General features: G+C 71.1%; 8 protein-coding genes. 5 read left to right on the forward strand and 3 right to left on the reverse strand.

From position 1 onward, the window contains the following. Window positions 1-453: 453 nt before the first annotated feature. Window positions 454-1,329 (forward strand): hypothetical protein, encoded by an 876-nt coding sequence (locus tag ACN27J_RS05990; protein ID WP_421364336.1) that lies wholly within the window; start codon window positions 454-456, stop codon window positions 1,327-1,329. Window positions 1,330-1,429: 100 nt separating this feature from the next. On the opposite strand, the gene ACN27J_RS05995 is transcribed toward ACN27J_RS05990, so the two are convergent. Genes ACN27J_RS05995 through ACN27J_RS06005 form a run of 3 tightly spaced genes read right to left on the reverse strand, consistent with a single transcriptional unit; the run spans window position 1,430 to window position 5,249 of the window. Then, window positions 1,430-2,524 carry a sulfotransferase gene (locus ACN27J_RS05995; RefSeq protein ID WP_421364338.1) on the reverse strand — a complete coding sequence of 365 codons (1,095 nt, stop codon included), beginning with the start codon at window positions 2,522-2,524 and terminating at the stop codon, window positions 1,430-1,432. Continuing rightward, window positions 2,521-3,885 (reverse strand): glycosyltransferase, encoded by a 1,365-nt coding sequence (locus ACN27J_RS06000; RefSeq protein WP_421364340.1) that lies wholly within the window; start codon window positions 3,883-3,885, stop codon window positions 2,521-2,523. The genes ACN27J_RS05995 and ACN27J_RS06000 overlap by 4 nt, the downstream gene beginning before the upstream one ends. Further along, complete coding sequence (locus tag ACN27J_RS06005; protein WP_421364342.1) at window positions 3,882-5,249, reverse strand: cytochrome P450; 1,368 nt, start codon at window positions 5,247-5,249, stop codon at window positions 3,882-3,884. Before ACN27J_RS06005 ends, ACN27J_RS06000 begins: the two co-directional genes overlap by 4 nt. 478 nt (window positions 5,250-5,727) lie before the next feature. Between ACN27J_RS06005 and ACN27J_RS06010 the strand changes: the two genes are divergently transcribed. Genes ACN27J_RS06010 through ACN27J_RS06025 form a run of 4 tightly spaced genes read left to right on the forward strand, consistent with a single transcriptional unit; the run spans window position 5,728 to window position 16,560 of the window. Beyond that, a complete protein-coding gene (locus tag ACN27J_RS06010; RefSeq protein ID WP_421364344.1) occupies window positions 5,728-13,095 on the forward strand; it encodes an amino acid adenylation domain-containing protein in 7,368 nt (2,455 codons plus the stop codon). Next, window positions 13,092-14,270, forward strand: a complete 1,179-nt coding sequence (locus ACN27J_RS06015) for an FAD-dependent monooxygenase (RefSeq protein ID WP_421364345.1) — start codon at window positions 13,092-13,094, stop codon at window positions 14,268-14,270. Before ACN27J_RS06010 ends, ACN27J_RS06015 begins: the two co-directional genes overlap by 4 nt. Next, the gene (locus ACN27J_RS06020) at window positions 14,267-15,673 is read left to right on the forward strand and encodes a phthiocerol/phthiodiolone dimycocerosyl transferase family protein (protein WP_421364347.1); all 1,407 of its coding nucleotides are present in this window, start codon (window positions 14,267-14,269) and stop codon (window positions 15,671-15,673) included. Before ACN27J_RS06015 ends, ACN27J_RS06020 begins: the two co-directional genes overlap by 4 nt. Then, entirely contained in the window at window positions 15,670-16,560 is an 891-nt protein-coding gene (locus tag ACN27J_RS06025) for an SDR family oxidoreductase (RefSeq protein WP_421364349.1), read from the forward strand. Before ACN27J_RS06020 ends, ACN27J_RS06025 begins: the two co-directional genes overlap by 4 nt. Window positions 16,561-16,583 lie beyond the last annotated feature (23 nt).

A 16,583-nucleotide genomic window follows, 5' to 3' on the forward strand; every position in this document is an offset into this window, starting at 1 on the left:
TGGTGGAGTTTTACTGATGATGAGTCGGACTCGACTCCGCAGCTGTGCACGCACGACATACCCGCTGTAACAGGTGATCGTCGGCACCGGCGAGCCGCACATCGCTACCGGCGCGCAGCGGCGTACTCCCGGTTGGACCGGCCCTGACATCACCTCGTCGCCGCGACCGTGAGCAGCTCATCGGCGCCTTCATCCCCACCCCACTGCCCCACCGACCGCGACCCCGCCCGATACCGGGTGAAAGCCGGCAAGCAGCGCGGGCCATGGCCGAGCTTCGTTCCCGTACCCTCGCCGATAGGGAGGAGAACCCGCTTGCGCCAGGCGTTCGGCGTACGCGACGGTATCGGAGCCTGCGACGAGACACGCGATGTTTCCGGGGTGGCCGTGGCGCGGGATCCGCTCCGTCGTAAACGATCTCGGCGCAACCGCCGCGTGCACTCTGGAGGTTGACGTATGAAGCCCGCCGCCCAGATGGCATGGTCGTCCACGATCGCGGCCCGGATGATCGAGGCCCTCGCACACGGCTCTGCTGCCGGTGGTGACGCCGACGGGGACCGGCTGGCAAAGACGGTCGCAGCCTACGCCGGGCTCGGTCCCTCCGACGTCGCCGAGATCCGCGGCAGCGTTGCGCGGGGCCGGGAGAGCCGGCAGAACCTCGTCGCGGCAGCCGCCGACTGGGCGACGCCGATCGACGAGGCGCTCACCGCCGGCCGCGACCTGCCACCGGCGCTGGCCGCGCTTGTCGACGGCGTCACGCCGGCGACCCTGGACCCGCTGGCGGGTGAGGTCTACACCCGGGTATCGGCCGCGCGGGCCGCCGACGCCCGCGATGAGGCCCGGTACCGCCGGCTCCACGCACGGTCCGAGCGCGTCGAAGCCGGAGAGCGTGCCGCGAACGCTGCCCGGCAGGCCGATCTCGGCGCGGTCCAATGGCGCTACCGCCCGTTCGTCGGCCCCTTCGTGCTGATCGGCATCCTCCTGACGTCACAAGCGGCGATTCTGGGGCTGGTGCTTTCGTGGTACTTCGGCCTGGGCGCGGTACCCATCGCTGCGGCCGCCGCCTGGACCGTGGTGTGGATTCGCCGGCACTCGATGCTGCTGCTCCATGACGGCGGCCTCGTGGTGACCGGTGTGACCGGGCGCCTGCGGATGGTGGCCACCTGGCACCAAATCGCCGGCATCGACGGGTGGTCGGCAGCCACGTGGGTGTACACGTGGGTCAACTACACCGTGACCCTGCGGTCGGGCCAACGGATCCGTTTCATCGCCGCCGCGAAAAGCGATGATCCGGACCTGGTATACACGGTGAACCGCGCCCTGCACGGATAAGACCTTGAATGGTCAGATTGTGGCGGATTCGAGAGTGAGTCCGGTGTGCGTGAGGGACCCGTCGAGTTGCTGGTGGGCGGCGGCGGCACCCAGCCATGATTCACGCCGGTACGGCGAAGTCGGGCACGTTGATCGTGGGATGCTCGGCGAGTACGGCACGTGCCAGCGCGTACTCATCCTCGCGCAGCACCGGTGTCTCGGTGCGCTGGCGGCTGGCCCGGGACAGCGCCGTGCCCTCCTGGGAGTCGGCCGCGAACGTCCGGTACGCGGCGTCGATCTCGTCGGCGGGCAGCCCACAGAATGCCAGCACCGCGGCCAGCGTCGCCGACAGATCGGCGGTGAGGTCCTCGTAGCGAACCGGCCGGAGGGGCACGCCGGCCCGGCCCAGCCGCAGGCAGGCCTCCATCGCGGAAAGCCAGGTGAGCAGGTACGCCTCGACCGGGGCGGGTTGGCGCTGGTGCCGGACGGCGAAGGGCATCAGCAGCGGCGCCTGCGCGGTGACGTACCGCAGGAACGTCTGCTGATCCTGGGGAGCGGACAGGTGCGGGGTGAAGCCCACGTGCATCGACTCCAGCCACCGTTCGGCGTGCCGGTAGAGAAAGATGCCACGGGCGTCGGGGAAGACCTGCTGGAACAGGTCGGCGAGTTGGATGCCGCTGGCGCGGAACTTGACGGCCAGCGTCCCGGCTCCCCGCCCGAGCAGCCGGGCGCAGCTGCGGAGCAGCTTCGCGTACTCGTCGTCACGGGTGGGATCCTCGTGCCGCGACACGGCGATCTGAGTGAAGACGTCGGGCTCGGAATAGCTGCGGACGCCGGTCACCGCCCCGAGCGCGTGGCTGAGGGCGGTGGAACCGCAGCGACCCACGGAGTAGACCAGGATCGGCCGCACCGGGTCCGGCACCTCCTCGGCGATCCGGTGCAGCGTCTCGTACGGCACGGTGAACAGTCGCCGCGCGTTCCGGTACTGGGCGAGGTAGACGAATGGCGCCCTGGTCAGGTCGACACCTGGGGCGGTCTCGACGAAGTACGCCAGCTGGTCGTCGATGTCGAGGCAGTAGAGACTGACGTCCGGTCGGTGCAGCAGGTCCCGCGCCGGGAGCTGCCCGTCCGCGTGTGTCACGAAGTTCTGCGGTACGGCGGGGAAGAACTCGCCCGGAGCCACCTTGTCGACGATCCGTAGCACCTGCGCGATCATGCCGTCTCCCGTGGTCGCTCGTCGCGGCCGGCGAGCTCGCGCAACAGGTCCGCCGCGCGCTGCACCCCACCGGCCTTACGGCTCTGCTCGCCCCAGTACCGGCTGCGCTGCCGGAAACCGTCCTCCGACAGCAGCCGGAGCAGCTTGCCGGCAACCTCGTCCGGGTCCACCGTGGGCGGGTCGTCGAGAGCCAGTCCGACGCCCGCGTCGACGGCCCGGGCCGCGATGTCGTAGCAGTCCAGCCAGAACGGGGTGAGCAGCATGGGTTGCCCGAAGTGGACGCCTTCGTGGAAGCCGTTCGCCCCGCCGTGGCAGACGAAGGCCCGTACGTGCGGGTGGGCGAGCACGGCCAGTTGGGACGGGATCCACTCCTCGGTGCGGACGTGCGGGGGCAGTGGCCTGGTCAGCGCTGCGCGCTGGTCGGCCGGGAGTTTCCACAGCACCCGGTGTCGCGGGCCGATCCGGTCCAGTGCCTCGGCGAACGCGTCAAGCTGGGCGGTTGAGAGGGTGGCGAGGGTACCCAGGCCGACGTAGACCACGCTGGGATGCTGGTCCAGCCAGGCGGTCAGTTCGTCGACGGGCTGGCCGGGCCCGGTGACGTCGGTGGGCACGATCGCGCCCAACAGGTGCAGGTGGTCCGGCGCGGGAAAGGGATACTCCAGCCCGAACACCGTGTAGCCGAAGACAGCGACCGCGGCGGCGGCGTGCTTCGCGGGGTCGCCGGACGCGTTGGCCAGCCCCAGGGTTTGGCGCCGCCGGGTCGGTCCGGCCACCGCGCGCAGCAGCGCCAGGTGCAACCGTACGCGGAACAGCGCATTGGTCAACTTCTGTGTCCTGGTCAGCCGGCGCGGCAGCCCGGAGGTGGGCGTCGGATAGTTCCACGGCAGACGGCTCAGGTAGACGGCACTTACCGGATACGGCACGCTCAGCACGAAGGGCACGCCTGCGGTGGTCGCCGCGTCGAGCGCACCGAGGTTCATCACGTCGATGACCATCAGTCGTGGGTTGACCCGATCGATGTGGTCCAGGGTCCGCTGGTAGACCTGCGCGGTGGCATCGGCCGTACGCATGGTCCGGGCGAGTGCGGCCACGCCGGCGGTGCTTCGTGGCCCCCGGGCCATCGCGGCGTACAGCTCGCCGTCGATCCGCACGGGGGTGTCCGCGCCGGGAAGGTACCGCAGCGGGCTGCCGATCGTTGCCGACTCGACCCGGTGCCGGGCCTCGGCGTCGACGCTGAACCAGAGGTCGGGTTCCCCCCGTCGGGACATCTCGGCTGCGATGGTCAGCAGCGGGTTGAGCTGTCCAGAGTGGGACGAGCTGGCGAACATGATCGGTCGGGGTGGCGGCGCGGGCCCGATCATGACCGCAACCGCACTGGCAGGTGGTCGTAGCCACGTAGGACGCGGGTCGGCCGACGCCGTGGCACGCCGCCGAGCGCCAGGTCGGGGTACCGCTCGAACAGGCTACGCAGCCCGATCTCACCTTCGAGCCGGGCCAGGCTGGCACCGAGGCAGTAGTGCGCACCGCTGGAGAAGGAGAGGTGGTCGCGCGCGTTGAGCCGGGTCACGTCGAAGCGGTCCGGATCGGCGAAGACGGTCGGGTCCCGGTTGGCCCCGCCCAGCATCGGTATCACGATCTCGCCTCGGCGTAGCCGTACACCGGCCACCTCGGTGTCGGTCCGGCAGTACCGGCCGGTCGTCTGCACCGGGGAGTCGTAGCGCAGGATCTCCTCCACCGCGGTGGGCCACCGGTGCGGCTCGGCACGCAGCAGGGCGAGTTGTTCGGGGTGAGCCAGCAGCAGCGCCGTGCCCGTGCCGAGGAGGTTCACGGTCGTCTCGAAGCCAGCGGCCATGAGCAGTCCGGCGAGGGCGACCAGTTCGTCCTCGGTCAGTCGTTCACCCTCGCTGTTCGGCAGCACCAGTTGGCTCAGCAGGTCATCACCGGGGTCGGCGCGCAGGTTGGCGAAGTGTCCCCGCAGCCAGTCGTTCAGCTGCCGGGTTCCCGCCTCGACGCGCCGAAACTGGCCGAGGGACAGTCCCAGGTCCAATGCTGGCGATACGGCGGCGCCCCAGTCCAGAAAGCGTTGCCGCAACTGTGCCGGCACGCCGAGGATCTCCGCGATCATGGTGACCGGTAGCAGGCTGGCGTAGTGCGCGACCAGGTCCACCGGCCCGCCGTCCGGCGCGGCCCGCCCCAGTTCGTCGAGCAGGTCGGCGCAGTGCCGCTCGACCCGGGGTCGGAGGCTCTCGACCGCCCGCGCGGTGAAGACCTTGACGACGAGCCTGCGGTAACGGGTGTGCTCGGGTGGGTCGGTGACGAGCATCGACGGCGGGTCGATCGGCCCGACCGGCATCCGGCGTCGGCCGAGGTCGCGCAGCATCGCGATCGGGGCGGGCAACGGCAAGGTGTCCGGATCGACACTGAATGCGTCGCTGCGGAGCACCTCGGTGGCCACGTCGTGCCGGGCGGTGCTCCAGGTCAGGTGGCCACCTACGAGCGCACCGGCCTGGCGGACCTGGCGGTAGAACGGGTACGGGTCCTCGCGAATCATCGGATCGAGGAAGTGGCGGGCCTGTGGATCATCCCGGCGTGCCGCGGCGGCGACGCTGAGCCGCAGCAGTCCGTGCCGGGTCGCCCACCGGAGGAAGGTTCCCGGCCCGGCCCTCGGCACTCCCCTCGTCCGGTGCGCGATGCCGGCCTCAGATCGTCGATCCGACGAGTCCACCCGCCCCATTCCCTTCCAAAACCGCTGGTGACCAGAGCCGAACACCAGTACATCAACCCCGGTCGGACATCGATGGTTTTCATTGGGCGTCGAGTGCGCCGACCCGAATACACTTATACAGCAGTCGATGGTCAGCACGCAACGCCTCCCAGATTGGTGAGCGAGAGGCTCGATCGGCAAGGATTGACTCACGGCGATGACATTGCGTAGCCTCTCGGGTATGCTGACCCAGCGTGATCAACTGGGCAGCTGTGACACAAAGCCACGCTCGAACGATTTGCGCTACGCGTGCACCAGGAACAGGCATCAGGAAACAGCTGAGTACGGTCTTCGCATGGACTCTGCCGTCACGAGGGCGCTCCGTGGTGGCCAAGTTTCGACTCCAGCAGTGTCGCCGGCACGTTGACCCGGCTCTTGATCATGCATGATTCGCAAAGGCCCAGGTCAGTGAGCGGCAGCGAGTAGAAGGTGCCCCGTGATGGACTCAGGTCGGACGCCGCCAACCACCTACCAATCAGACATCTGGGTCGCAAGTCGCCTATCTCCCGATCTTCCGCAGTTTAATGTGTGCGGATACGAACAGTTCGTCGGCCCGATCGACCACGAGGTCCTGCTGTCCTGTATGCAACAGGCCCTACAACGGAACGACGCGTTTCAATTACGTTTCGACGAGGAAAACGGGCAGCTCGTCCAATGGGTGGAGCCTGAGTCGGCGGTGGTCGAGGTCCATGATTTCGCCACCGCACCCGACCCCCACCAGGCGTGCCATTCCTGGATGGCACAGGCGTTCTCCCAGCCGTTCAAGCTGCGCCGCAACCGGCTGTACCGGGTGGCCCTGCTCCGGGAGAGCGAGTCCGTCGCCTACGCGTACCTCAACGCGCACCACCTGGTCACCGACGGCTGGGGCGCCCGGCTGTTGCTGCGGCAGCTCTGCGCCGGGTACGCGGCCGCCGTCACGGGAGCAGAGCCTGCGGTCGACCGTGTCCCCTCCTACCTGGACCTCGCGCGAAGCACCGTCGACTACGCCGGTTCCCCCCAGCGACAACGCGACGTCGAATACTTCCGCGCCAGCCTCGACGGAGTCACCCCCGCGCTGTTCGCTGGCCGGACCGCCGGTCGCTACCGGACCGCCCGGTACAACTTCCCCCTGCGTCCGGAGGTCGTCGACCGGATTCGGGCCACCGGCCAGTCACCGTTCACCTTCCTCGCGGCGGCCCTCGCGGTCTACCTCGGCCGGATACACCGCACCGAGCAGGTCGTACTCGGCGTACCGGTGCTCAACCGGAGCACGTACGCGCAGCGGCAGACAGTCGGACACTTCGCCAACGAGCTACCGGTACCGGTCGCGGTTCCCGGTACGCACACCATGCTCGACCTGGTAGCCGAACTGCAAGGGACCCTGCGCTCGTTGCGTACCCACCAACGCCTGTCCCGGGGCGAACTGCTGCGCGAGATCATGCCACCGGGCGGGCCCCGGCAGCTCTACGACGTGACTCTCTCCTGGCTGCGTTGGCCACGACCGGAGCCGATTCCCGGCATCACCCACCGGACGGTGGCCGCCAGCCGGCTACACGAACAGGACGCCCTGGCCGTGCTCGTCAACGAGTACGACGACGGCGCGCTGACGGTCGACCTCGACTACTCCCTCGACGTGTTCGACGAGAACTCCCCCGTCACGGCGCTGGCCCGGCACCTCGAGACCCTCATCGGCAACGCGCTCGACCGGCCCGGGGAGCCGTTGGCCCGGATCCCGATGCTCACCGACGCCGAACGCGACCTGGTCACCGGGGCGCACGACGGCAGTGAGGTCGAGTACCCGACCGAGGCGACGCTGCACGGCCTGTTCGAGCAACAGGCCGCCCGGACACCCGACCGGGTCGCCGTGGTGACGGACGGCACCGGCGACACACTCAGCTACGCCGAACTCGACGCCCGCGCGAACCAGGTGGCGCGAACGCTGCGCGCCGACGGCGTCGGCCGCGACGACCGGGTGGCCATCCTGGCCGAACGGGGAGTGCCCCTGATCGCCGGGATCCTCGGCACCTTGAAGGCGGGCGGAGCCTACGTTCCCATCGACCCGGACCAGCCGCCGGCCCGGATCCGGCGGTTGCTCGTCGACAGCGGCGCCAAGGTGTTACTGACGACCGCGCACGCGGAGCGGGAGCGCGGCGACCACGACGTCGTCGCGGGACTGACCGTGCGCCACCTCGACGCGCTGACGACCTGTCCGAGCGACCCGGTCGGACCACTCGCCCGGGCCACCGACCTCGCCTACGTCATCTACACCTCAGGATCGACCGGCGAGCCCAAGGGGGTGATGGTCGAGCACCGCTCGGTGGTCAACCGGCTCGCCTGGATGCAGCGTCAGTACCCTCTCACCGGCGACGACGTGCTGGTGCAGAAGACGCCGGTCTCGTTCGACGTCTCGGTGTGGGAGCTGTTCTGGTGGGCGCTCGCGGGTGCCCGGCTCGTCCTGCCCCGCCCCGGGGCGCACCGGGATCCTCGTACGCTGGAGGCCATCGTGGCGCGGCACGGCGTGACGGTCATCCACTTCGTACCGTCGATGTTGGGGCCGTTTCTCGACCTGCTGGCCCAGGAGCCGGACCGGCGTCGGCAGGCCGACACGCTCCGGCTGGTCTTCGCCAGCGGCGAGGAGCTGCCCGCCCGGCGGGTCGACCAGTTCCACCGACTGTGGCACCCGCCACCAGGCGCTGATCCCACCACCGGGCCACGGCTGGTCAACCTGTACGGGCCAACCGAGGCGACGGTCGACGTCTCGCATCACGAGTGCCACCACGATCCGGACCGGCCGACGCGTCGGGTGCCGATCGGCCGCCCGATCGACAACGTCCGGCTCTACGTGCTGGGCCCCGACGACCAACCGCAGCCGGTGGGCGCGGTCGGCGAGTTGTGCGTCGCCGGGGTCGCCGTCGCTCGGGGCTACCTGGACCGCCCCGGATCCGGTGGGGCGGGAGCCGGCGATGCCGGAGCCGATGGGGCGGCCCCGACCGCAACGCGGTTCGTCACCGATCCGGTACGCGGCGCGGGCCGGATGTACCGCACCGGTGACCTCGCGCGCCGGCTCGCCGACGGCAGCCTCGAATACGTTGGCCGCATCGACGGACAGGTGAAGATCCGGGGAAACCGGGTCGAGCCCGGCGAGGTCCAGCAGGTACTCGCCAGCTACCCGGGGATCCGGGAGGCGGTGGTCGTGGCCCGTACCTCCGCCAGCCGGGATGCCTACCTGGCCGGCTACTACGTGGCGGAGACGGATCTCGATCCGGTACGGCTGCGCGGCCACCTGCTGCGCCAACTGCCGGACTTCATGGTGCCCGCCCTGTTCGCCCGGCTGGACCGGGTTCCGCTCACCCGCAACGGCAAGCTCGACGTCGAGGCGCTGCCCGACCCCGTGGCTCGGCAGCAGCGGGAACTCGACCAGCAGCCCCGCGACGACGTGGAACGGACGCTCGCCGCGATCTGGTCGCAGGTGCTCGACCTGCCGTCGATCGGCATCCACCAGGACTACTACGCCGTCGGCGGCGACTCGATCCTGGCGTTGCGGGTGCATGCCGAGGCGCAGCGGCAGGGCCTGCACTTCACCCTCGCCGACCTGGCCGAGCGGCCGACCGTGGCGGCGCTGGCGAGCAAGGTACGGCACATCGCGCCGGCCGACCAGCCGGCCGACCCGGCCGCCCCGTTCGCGCTCGTCTCCCCGCTGGACCGGGCCCGGCTCGGCGAGGCGGCCGACGCCTCCCCGGCCACCGCGCTGCAACTCGGCCTCCTGTACCACAGCAGCGAGCACGAGGCGGCCACCGCCTACCACGACGTCTTCCGCTACTCGGTCCGGATGTCGTGGCACGAGGAGGCGTTCCGCACGGCGTACGACCGGCTCGTCGCCCGACACCCCGGCCTACGCTCCTCCTTCGACCTGGGCGGCTTCACCGAGCCGCTGCAGATCGTGCACAACCGGATCGCCGGCGGCCTCGAGGTGGTCGATCTGCGCACCTGCGACCCGGAGGTTGCCCGCGCCGAGGTGCTGGCGCACATGCGACAGCGGCGCCGCCACCGGTACGCCTTCGACCGCCCCCCGCTGTTCCTGTTCCGGGCGCACCTGCTCCCTTCCGGTGTGGTCGACCTGGTGTTCAGCTTCCACCACGTCCTGCTGGACGGCTGGAGCGTGGCCACCGTCATCGGTGACCTGTTCCGCGACTACCTGCACCTGACCGGCGCCGCGATCGCGGCGGTCAGCGAGACGGCGCTGCCCGGACCGGCCGCGTACGCCGCCGAGGAGCGCCGGGCGCTCGCCTCGGAACCGGCCCGACAGTTCTGGGCCGACCGGCTCGCCGGTGCCGAGCCGACCCAGCTCGACGGCTTCCGGCAGTACGAGCCGCCGGGCGCCGACGAGCCGCCGGTCCGCCTGGTCGACCTGCCGCAATCCCTGGAGCAGCGGGTACGCGCATTCGCCCGCGATCACGGGCTGCCGGTGAAGTCGCTGTTCCTGGCGGCCTACTGCCTGACGGTACGGCTGTACTCCGGTGCCACCGACGTGACCGTCGGGCTGGTCACCCACGGCCGCCCGGAACTGGCCGGGGCGGACCGGATGGCCGGGCTGTTCCTCAACACGGTGCCGTTGCGCCTCGGGCCCGGACCCGAGCCCGCCTCCTGGCTGGCGACCGTTCGGCAGGTGTACCGGCGGGAGCAGGAGTGCCAGCCGTACCGGCGGTATCCGCTGCACGCGATCCAGCACGACCGAGGTGCCGGGCCGGTGTTCGAACTCGCCTTCAACTACGTGCACATGCACGTCCTGGCCCCACTGCTCGAACTGCCCACGATCGAACCGCTCGGTTTCGACGCCTGGGAGGAAACCAACTTCACGCTGTTGCTGAACGTGTTCGTGCACCCGGCGCAGCAGCGCGTGTCGCTGCGCATCGACGCGGACCGCCGGACGATCACCTGGGCGCAGAGCGGCCTGATCGCCGACACGTACCTGCGGATCCTCGGCCGGATCGTCGACGAGCCGGACGCCGTACCGGACTTCGGGTTCCTGGCCGCCCCGGCCAGGGCGCTGGCCACGCCTGGGCCGAGCGGCGCGCCCGGGCCGAGCGGCGCGCCCGGGCCGAGCGGCACAGCCGAGCCCACCGGCACGCCGGGCGGGGCACGCAGCGACATCGTCCGCCGCCTCGCCGACCACGTACGGCGTACCCCGGAGGCCGTCGCGGTCGCCGCCGGAACCCGGCGGTGGACGTACGCGCGGTTCCACCGCGAGGTCGACCGGATCGCCTCCGCGCTGGCTTACGCCGGCGTACGGCGGGGCGACCTGGTCGGGGTCGCGGTGGGCCGCTCCCCCGAGATGATCGCGGCGATCTACGGCATCGCCCTGGCCGGGGCGGCCTGCGTCCCGCTGGACGTGACCTACCCGCCGGAGCGGATCGCGGCGATGCTCGCCCAGGCGCGACCGGCCCTGGTCGTCGCGGACCGGCAGCACGCCGGACTGATCGGCGAACCGGCCACGGTGCTCGTCGTGGATGACCTCCGTACGCCGTCCCGGGCGATCGTGCCGACTCCGCTGCCCCCGATCCGGCCCGACGACCTGCTCTACGTGCTGTTCACCTCCGGTTCGACCGGTACCCCGAAAGGGGTGGCGATGTCCCACGCCGCCCTCGACAACTACCAGCAGTGGCAGGTGGCGGCGGCCAGCTCGGCGGCGGGCGGCGTCACCTTGCAGTTCGCCCCGCTCAGCTTCGACGTGTCGTTCCAGGAGATCTACACCACGATCAGCGCCGGCGGCACCCTGCAGATCATCGACGAGCGGCAGCGTCGGGACACCCCGGAGCTGTTGCGGCTGCTCGACCGCGAGTCCGTCGAACGGATCTTCGTGCCGTACGTGGCACTCCAGCAGCTCGCCGAGGCCGCGGTGGTGCTCGGTATCTATCCCCGGGCGCTGCGGGTGGTGATCTCGTCGGGCGAGCAGTTGCGGGTGACCGCCGAGATCCGCCGGTTCATCGCCGCGCTGCCGGCCGGCGCGATCCTGGAGAACCAGTACGGACCAACCGAAACCCACCTGGTCACCGCGTACCCGATGGCCGGCGACCCGGAGCGCTTCCCGAACCTGCCCCCGATCGGACCGCCGATTCCCGGGGTCGACGTGTACCTGTTGGACGAACGGCTACGCCCGGTGCCTACCGGGGTCGCCGGGGAGCTCTACTTCGGCGGGGTACAGGTGGCGCAGGGCTACTACCGGCAGCCCGAACTGACCAGCCAGCGGTTTCTGCCCAACCCGTTCGGCCCGCCCGGCGACCGGATCTACCGCACCGGCGACCTGGCCCGGGTGCTGCCCAACGGCGACCTGGTCTGGCTGGCCCGTACCGACACCCAGACCAAGATCCGGGGCTTCCGCGTGGAACCACTCGAAGCCGAGATAGCGATCATGAAGCTGGCCGCGCAGCATCCGGGCATCCGCGAGGCCGCGGTGGTGGCGCGCCGGCGGGACAGCGTCGATGCCTTCCTGGCCGCCTTCCTCGTCGGCGACCCGGCCCGGGTCGACCTCACCGACCTGCGTCGACGGCTGCGGGAAACACTGCCCGAACACCTCGTTCCCACCAATTTCAGCTGGCTACCCGAGATGCCGCTGACGCCGAGCGGCAAGCGCGACGACCGCCGCCTGCGGGAGCTGCCGCTGCGGGTGGAGACCGCACGGCCGGTGGCACCACGGAACCGACGCGAACATGTTCTCGCCGAAATCGTCGCGGACCTGCTGCACCTGCCGCAGATCGGCGTCGACGACAACCTGTTCGAACTGGGCGCGACCTCACTCACCGCGATGCGCCTGGTCACCCTGATCGAGAAGCGGTACGACGTCGCCGTACCGGTCTCCGCCTTCGTCACCGCCCCCACCGTGGCCAGCCTGGCCGAGCTGCTTCGGGTCGGCGGTGCGGACCCGGCGGCGTTCGACCCGCTGGTGCCGGTCCGCGCCAGCGGCAGCCGGCCACCGCTGTTCCTCGTGCACCCGATCGGCGGCAACGTCCTGTGTTATCTCCAGCTCGCCCGACAGCTGCCCGGCGATCAACCCGTCTACGCGCTGCAGGCGGCCGGGGTCGACGCCGGGACCGAGCCGGTGCGGTCCGTGCCGGCGCTGGCCGCCAGCTATGTCGCGGCGATCCGCCGGATCCAGCCCGACGGGCCGTACGCGATCGGCGGCTGGTCGTTCGGCGGCGTGGTGGCCTTCGAGATGGCCCGCCAACTCGACGCCGCCGCAGCTGGCCCGGTCGAGCCGCTCATTCTCATCGACCCGATCGCCCGGCGGCCGGGTGATCCGGTGCCGGTCGCCGACGACGTACTGCTCGACTGGTTCTTCTGGGAGCTGATCCCGCTCGATCAGGACCGGCCGTCGCTGGAGCCGATCCCGACGAATCTGGTGACGCCCGAGGAGAAGCTCGACTTCGTCGCCCGCCGGGCCGGCGCCGCCGGAGTGTTGCGTCCGGGCGAATCGCGGGCGGCGGTGCGGCGGCTGTTCGAGGTCTTCAAGGCCAACTGGGAGGCGATCATCACCTACCACCCGGAGGTCGTCGACCAGGACATCACACTGTTGCGGGCCGGCGATCCACTACCGACGCTGCTCGTACCGATGCACGACATCGCCGGAACGCTGCATCGCGACCCCCGCAACGGATGGGGCGAACTGACCACCGGCCGGATCGACGTGCTCGACGTACCCGGCAACCACCTGGCGCTGATGGAACCGCCGTACGTGGCGGGCGTGGCGGACCGGATCGCCGGGCTGTTGGCTGATTCGTCGGCGTGGTCGGCCGCCCGGGTCGAATCCAGCCCGGTCGGCGGTGCGCAGTGACCGCGCCCAAGGCGTTGATCGTCGGCGCGGGCATCGGCGGACTGGCGGCGGCGGCGACGCTGCGTCGGGTCGGCATCGACGTGGAAATCTACGAACAGGGCGCCCAACCGCGACCGGCCGGGTCGGCGCTGTCACTGACCGGCAACGCGCGCGTCGCGCTGCGCACCCTCGGCATCGATCTCGACGTCGAACAGCGAGGCCGGGTGTACCCGGCACTGCAGCTGCGCACCGCCGCCGGCCACCTGATCAGGACCGTACCGTTCGCGCACCTCGGCGACCGGGTCGGCGCGCAGAGCGTCGCCATCCACCGCGCCGAGCTGCATCAGGCCCTGCTCGCGGCGGCCGGCGACCCGCAGGTGCGCCTCGACGCGGCGGCCCGGCGGTTCCAGCTGGCCGGTGACCGGGTCCGGGTCGAGTTCCGCGACGGGCGGACCGCCGAGGGCGACCTGCTCATCGGCGCCGACGGATTCCATTCGGTGGTCCGCCGGCAGATCGCCGGGCCCGAACAGCCCCGCGAGCCCGGGTACGTCTGCTGGCTCGCGACCGTCCCGATGCGGCACCCGAAGATCCGGGACGGCTACGCCGCCCACTACTGGGGACGGGGCCAGCGGTTCGGCCTGGTACAGCTCGACGGCGACCGGGTCTACTGGTGGGCAACGTTGAACATGGCACCGGCCATGGCCCGCGACTGGCGGGGCGGCAAGGCCGACATCGAACGGACGTACACGGGCTGGGCCGAGGAGGTCCGGGCCGCGATCGCCCGGACCCCCGAGTCGGCGATCATCGCCGTGCCGGCACGGGACCGGCCGTTCCTCGAACGCTGGGGCCACGGACCGGTGACGCTGCTCGGTGACGCGGCACATCCGATGTTGCCGAGCCTCGGTCAGGGCGCGGCGGTGGCCGTGGAGGACGCCGTCGTCCTCGCCCACTGCCTGCGTCAGGCGGTCGACCTGCCGCTGGCCCTGCGGCGTTACGAGGCCGCGCGACGCGAGCGGACCCGCTGGATGGTCCACCAGGCGTACGCGCTGAGTCGGGTCGAGCAGCTGGCCCACCCACTCGCCGACCTGGCCCGCCGCGTCTACCTGCGCTGGCTGCCCGGTCGTCTCCTCGACCGACGCAACGAGATCGCGCTCACCTTCCCCGGTGTGCGCGACGAGACGGTGGCACCTGGATGAACGCGCAGCCGAACAGTCATTCACCGGCCGAGGTACGGCGGGCGCTGAGCCCGCTCGAACGCTGGTACTGGATCGCCGATCAGGTCTCGCCGCTCAACGTCATCGCCCGCGTCCAGGTACGCGGGCCGCTACCTGAACCGCTGCTGCGCGCCGCACTGGACCGACTGCGCCGGCGACACCCGCTGCTGCGGGTGGCGATCGCCACCGAGCCGGACGGGCGTTCCCCCCGGTTCGTGCCGACCGACCGGCCGATCCCGCTGCGCCGGGCCGCCGACGACGAGGCAGGCTGGGAACGGTGGGTCAACGAGCACGAACTCGTCGACCGGGTCGACTGGCGCAGCGGCCCGCTGTGCCGGGCCGTGGCGCTGACCCGCCCCTGCGCACGCGCGGTGGCCGACGACGAGGTACACGACCTGCTGCTGACCATGCCGCACTGTGTCGCCGACGGCACGACCGTGCTCTCCCTGCTGCGACAGTGGATCGACCTCGCCGAGCTGGAGCGTTCCCGTGCCGCGGTCACTGACGGCAGCGGGGACACCGAGCCGGGTGAGCCGGCGCTACCCGGGTGCGAGGCGATGTTTCCCCGACGGTACCGGGGCCTGGTCGGGACGCTGCGGCTGCGGTGGCTGCTGGCCCAGGACCTGTTCCGGGTACGCCGGTACCGGCCGGCCCGGGTCGTACCGAGCCGCTTCGTGCCGTTCACCGAGCGACGTACCCGGCTGATCTCCCGGGCCCTCGCCCCGGCGCAGGTCGAGGCGCTGGTAGCGGCCTGCCGTAGGGAGCAGACCACGGTGCACGGCGCGCTCGCGGCGGCGATGGTGCTGGCCGTGGCCGGGGAGGCCGGCTCACCGGCACCGGGACACGTCACGATCGGTTCCCCGATCACCTTCCGGGACGCGCTGGTACCCGCCGTACCCGAGCGGGCCGTCGGCACGTACGTCGCCACCGTGCCCACCTTCGTCGCGTACCGTCCGGACCGCTCCCTCTGGGACGTCGCCCGGTCGATCGGTGCGGATCTCGCGGTCCGCCGCCAGGCGGGCGGCCACTTCGCCATGGTCGACCTGGTCACGATCTCCTGCCCGAGGTCGGTGGCCACCGCCGGGCGGTTCATCGCAATGATGGAACGGACCGGACCGGTCAACCTGTGCCTGTCCAACATCGGTCGGTACGACTTTCCCGACCGGGTCGGGCCGTGGCGGCTCTGCGGTGCCCAGTTCATCGCCGGACTGTCCGTGGTCGGCTACTTCGTATCCACTGTGAATACCAGCCACGGGCAACTGTTCTGGAACTTCACCTACGTGCCCGACGCGCTGTCACCGGATCGGGCGGCCGCGCTGGTGGCGGCGAGTATCGACGCGGTACTCGCCGCGATCGACTCTCAATCGGAGCGGCGCCGGCCATGACCAAGGGAACGCGACGCATCTCCCCGACAGGCCGTACCGTGGTGATCACGGGCGCGTCGTCCGGCCTCGGCCGGGAAGCGGCGCTGCATCTGGCCCGGATCGGTTTCCAGGTCTTCGCCGGAGTACGCGCCCCGGCCGACGGCGAGCGGCTGCTCGCGGAGTCGTCGGGCGACCGGCTGCATCCGCTACGCATCGACGTGACGCGATCCGAACAGATCCGGCAGGCGGTCGACGAGGTGACCGGGCGGCTCGGCGACACCGCACTCTGGGGCCTGGTCAACAACGCCGGTGTCGCCCAACCCGGTCCGTTGGAGTGCCTGCCCACGGCAGCGCTCCGGCGGCAGTTGGAGACGAACGTGATCGGCCAGGTCGAGACGATCCAGGGGTTCCTGCCCCTGCTGCGGGCCGGCCGGGGCCGGATCGTGAACGTCACCTCGGGGCTCGGCCGGGTCGCGCTGCCGTACCTCGGCGCGTACGCGGCAGCGCAGTTCGCGAAGGAAGCGATCAGCGACAGCCTGCGGCGCGAGTTGCGTCCGTCCGGCGTCACGGTGTCGGTGGTGCAGCCGGGCGCGATCCGTACCCCGATCTGGGAGAAGCTCGACCAGGCCGGCGAGGAGGTCATCGACGGCGCGCCGGAGTCGACCGTGGCGTTGTACCGGGGTCCGTTCCGGGCCTTCCTGCGCGACAACGCACGCCAGGTGCTCCGCAGCAGGACCACACCTGCGCGGTACGCCCGGACGGTGGCTCGCGCCCTCACCGCGTCCCGGCCGAAGACCCGTTATCCGGTCGGCCCGGACGTCCGGTTCGCCAGCCTGGCCGCCCGGTTGTTGCCGGACACCCTGATCGACCGCAACCTCGCCGCGCGGGTGCGGCCCCGCGCGGGCTGACCCGCCCGCCCCGCGGTGCCGGG

Source organism: Solwaraspora sp. WMMB762 (assembly GCF_049179115.1).
Taxonomy (GTDB): Bacteria; Actinomycetota; Actinomycetes; order Mycobacteriales; family Micromonosporaceae; genus Micromonospora_E.